Source organism: Gryllotalpicola sp. CP2-P1, from assembly GCF_057512245.1.
The window spans coordinates 1-3,732 of record NZ_JBLRDT010000230.1 but is presented as its reverse complement, the minus strand read 5'-3'; the positions used below and the strand labels follow the sequence as shown (position 1 = coordinate 3,732).

General features: G+C 71.7%; 5 protein-coding genes. 4 read left to right on the top strand and 1 reads right to left on the bottom strand.

Features of this window, described 5'->3' with window-relative positions; all coding sequences use genetic code 11:
• A partial coding sequence (locus ACM2XV_RS13305) for a sensor histidine kinase (RefSeq protein ID WP_487027278.1) occupies positions 1-614 on the top strand: 614 nt, incomplete at its 5' end.
• A 271-nt stretch (positions 615-885) separates the two neighbouring features.
• Here ACM2XV_RS13305 and ACM2XV_RS13300 read toward each other — a convergent pair.
• Positions 886-1,110 (bottom strand): hypothetical protein, encoded by a 225-nt coding sequence (locus ACM2XV_RS13300; RefSeq protein WP_487027277.1) that lies wholly within the window; start codon positions 1,108-1,110, stop codon positions 886-888.
• Positions 1,111-1,176: 66 nt separating this feature from the next.
• On the opposite strand from ACM2XV_RS13300, the gene ACM2XV_RS13295 reads away from it, so the two are divergent.
• The 3 genes from ACM2XV_RS13295 to ACM2XV_RS13285 form a co-directional block, all read left to right on the top strand.
• A complete protein-coding gene (locus ACM2XV_RS13295; RefSeq protein WP_487027276.1) occupies positions 1,177-2,127 on the top strand; it encodes an FAD:protein FMN transferase in 951 nt (316 codons plus the stop codon).
• Positions 2,117-2,722: a ferric reductase-like transmembrane domain-containing protein gene (locus ACM2XV_RS13290; RefSeq protein WP_487027275.1), complete on the top strand. Its 606-nt coding sequence runs from the start codon at positions 2,117-2,119 to the stop codon at positions 2,720-2,722. Before ACM2XV_RS13295 ends, ACM2XV_RS13290 begins: the two co-directional genes overlap by 11 nt.
• Positions 2,719-3,732: NADH-ubiquinone oxidoreductase-F iron-sulfur binding region domain-containing protein (locus ACM2XV_RS13285; RefSeq protein WP_487027274.1), on the top strand; the 1,014-nt coding region annotated here is incomplete at its 3' end. The genes ACM2XV_RS13290 and ACM2XV_RS13285, both read left to right, overlap by 4 nt.

The following is a 3,732-nucleotide window of genomic DNA, read 5'->3' as shown; positions in this document are numbered from 1 at the left end:
CGCCGCACGGCGAGCAGCCGGCCGGTTCGCCGGTGCGTGCGCCCGACACCGTGCGCGAAGGGCTCGACGAGATCGTCTCAGACGCGAAGGCGCTGACCGGCATCCTCGAAGATCTGCTGATCTCCGCGGATCCGCGTCAGGATGCCGAGCGCATCACGCTCGATCTGGCGCGCGTGGCGGACGAGGTGGCCGCGGGCGCCCGCGCCGAGGCCGGTGAGCGGGGCATCGTCATCGAGCGCACGGGGGATGTCGGGGTGACGGTCTCGGGCGTGCGGGTTTCGCTGGCGCGGCTCACCCTGGCGCTCGTGAGCAACGCGCTCGACCACGCCCGCAGCAGCATCAAGATCGCCGTGTCGAACCACGGCAAGGAGGCCTGGCTGGAAGTCCGCGACGACGGTCCTGGCTTCCCCGCCGGGGCGGCAGAGCGCGTCTTCGAGCGCTTCGCGAGCGCGCGGCCGGCCGAGGCAGGCGGCAGCGGCGAGCGCCACTACGGCCTCGGGCTGGCACTGGTCGCCGAGGTCGCGCATCGCCACGATGGCAGCGTCGCCGTCGTCGACACCGCTGGAGACGGTGGGCTCGTCCGCGTCCGCCTGCCGCTCGCATCCGAGTCGTAGCCTCCACGCCGAAGGCGACAGTCGATGCCATGTTGCCCTCTGACAGCGGCGCGAGGCGACAGTAGGCGACGTTATTCCTGCGGTATTCCGCCCTCAGTTGTCGCCGCGCACCATGCCGCTCCGGTCATATCGGCATCTCCTGTCGCCTGATGAAGAGCGATTGGCTCGCCATGCGCCGTCCGCACGAGACCTATGCGAGTCATAGGAACCACACGGCGTGAGCGCAGACGAAATAAGAAAGGCGAAAGAAGCCGCGCCGATTCTGGAGTCCTCACGAAGAAAGAGGGACTCCGATGGACATCCGTACACGAGGAAGGCGCGCGGCCGCGGCGATCGTCAGCGGAGTCGGCCTCGTCGCCTTCGGCACAACCGCCGCACTCGGCCTTGTCTTCTTCCACCAGGAGACGGGCACGTCCTCCACCTCGAGCGACACGAGCAGTACGAGCAGCACGAGCGACACGAGCACAGACAGCTCGGACGGCTCCTCGACCTCCACGTCGCAGTCATCCTCGGGCGTCAGCTCGGGTCTCGGCAGCACCTCGCACGGAAGCACGTCGGGCTCATGAGCACGCAGAGCGCCCAGCGTATGGACTGGACCGTCTGGGGCACTGATGCCGTGCTCACGGTGACGGATGCCGCCCAGCTCGCCGCCGCCCGCGGCATCCTCGACTCCTTTCTTCTCGAGGTCGAGCGGGCGGCGAGCCGCTTCCGCCCCGACTCAGAGCTCAGCCTGCTGACGGGGCGCGCGAGCGGCGGCATCACCGTCTCGCCGCTGCTCGCGCGACTCGTCGACGCCGCGCTGCGGGTGGCGGAGCGCACCAGGGGAAGCGTCGACCCGACGCTCGGCAACCGGCTGGCGCAGCTCGGCTACGACCGCGATCTGGCAGAGGTCAAGGCGCGCCCGGATTTCTCGGTCTCGACCCGCCTGCTTCCACCGCTCGGCGAGCAGTGGCGGCGCGTCCGCCTCGACGGCACGACGCTGACTGTGCCCGACGAACTTGCCCTCGACCTCGGCGCGACCGCGAAGGCGGTGGCCGCGGACCACGCCGCGGCGCTGATCAGCCGCGAGCTCGGCTGCGGCGTGCTGGTCGGGCTCGGCGGCGACATCGCCACCTCAGGCCCGGGCCCTGACGGCCCGTGGCAGATCGACGTGTGCGACGTGCCGGGCGACCCCGCGCAGCAGGTCTCGCTCAGCCCCGGCTGGGCGATCGCCACCTCGAGCACACAGCGGCGACGCTGGACGGCGGCCGGACGGCCGATGCACCACATCCTCGATCCGCGCAGCGGGCTGCCCGCGCCGGAAACCTGGCGCAGCGTGACCGTGGTCGCCGACAGCTGCCTGAATGCGAACGCGGTCTCGACGGCCGCCATCGTGCGCGGGCCCCGCGCCATCGAGTGGATCAACAGCCTCGGCTATGCCGCGCGCCTCGTCAGCAGGGCCGGGCGCGTCCACGCCATCGGCGGGTGGCCGCGGGCCGCACGCACCGTTGAGGAGGCCGGTCATGTTCGATGACGTCATGTGGGCCTTCGGGCGCGGCAGCGGCATCGCCGACCTGGTGCTGCTGACCGTCTCGCTCGTCGCGGGGATCCTCACCCGCTCGGGGCGCGCCCTGCCCGGCATCCCCCGCTTCGCGCTCTCCCTCATCCACCGCAACGCCTCGCTGCTCGCCGTGGCCTTCCTGGCGCTGCACATCGGCACCCTGCTGCTCGATCCGTTCGCGAAGCTGACGCTGACGGATGTCGTCGTGCCGTTCCTCGGCACGGACAACCCGTTCTGGCTCGGCATGGGCACGCTCGCACTCGACCTGCTGATCGCGATCGTCGTGACCGCCCTGGCACGCCGGGTGATCGGGGTGCGGGCCTTCAAAGCCGTGCACTGGCTGGCTTATGCGATGTGGCCGGTAGCGATGCTGCACGGCGTCTTCGAGGGCACGAACGGGGCGGATGCCTGGTTCCTCGCCGGCGCGGCAGCCGCCACGCTCCTCGTCATCTGCGCGGTGCTGTGGCGCCTCTCCTCGCGCTTCCAGGAGGCGCCGCGGCGCTCTGCCCCTGCGGCTGCGATGCGACCGACCGCACTCGCCGAACCGCAGATCTGGAGGGCATCATGACCATCGAGACCACGGCCGCCCGCGAGCCGGAAACCCGCGTCATCGTCTCCCGGCTGCTCGCGGCGGGCCCCGACGCCGACTTCGCACGGCACCTCGCCCGTTTCGGGGCGTTCGATCCGGCGGCTGCCGCGCCACGACTGCTCGCCGAGCTGGAGGCCTCCGGACTGATCGGGCGGGGCGGTGCAGGATTCGCCGCATGGCGCAAGCTCGCCGCGACGGCGGACGCACGGGATTCCTCGCCGCGGGCACGCCCTGTCGTGATCGGCAACGGCGCGGAAGGCGAGCCGTTCAGCCGCAAGGACGAGACGCTGCTCAGGAACGCACCGCATCTCGTCATCGACGGCCTGCTCGCCGCAGCCGCAGCGGTGGGGGCGAGCGAGCTCTATCTGTACGCGGGCGAGCCGGGGCTCTCGGCGATTCACGGCGCAGTGGCCGAGCGCGCGGATGGCGCGGGCATCCGTGTCACCGCCGCCGCCGACACCTTCCTCTCCGGTCAGGCGAGCGCCGTCGTGAACGCGATCGCGACGGGACGGCCGCTGCCACGCGACCCAGTCGGACGCCTCAGCGAGTCCGGGCTGCGCGGGCGTCCCACGCTGCTGCACAACGTCGAGACGCTCGCCCATATCGGGCTCATCGCCCGCTACGGAGCCGACTGGTTCCGCGCGGCGGGCACGGCGGCAGACCCAGGCACGCGCCTCGTCACCGTCGCCGGTGACGTGCCGCGCGCGCAGGTGCTCGAGGTGCACGGTGGCGCCCGCATCGACGCCGTTCTCGAGGCGACGGGCGCAGACCCCAGCCGGATCTCGGCCGTGCTGGTCGGCGGGTACCACGGCGCATGGCTCACCGCTGATCAGCTGGGCACCGCGCTCTCGCCCGAGGCTCTCACCCCGTACGGCGCGCACCCCGGTGCCGGCATCCTGCTGGCGCTCGACCGGACCCGCTGTGCCGTGCAGACGACGGCCGAGATCATCGACTATCTCGCCGGGCAGTCCGCACGCCAGTGCGGACCG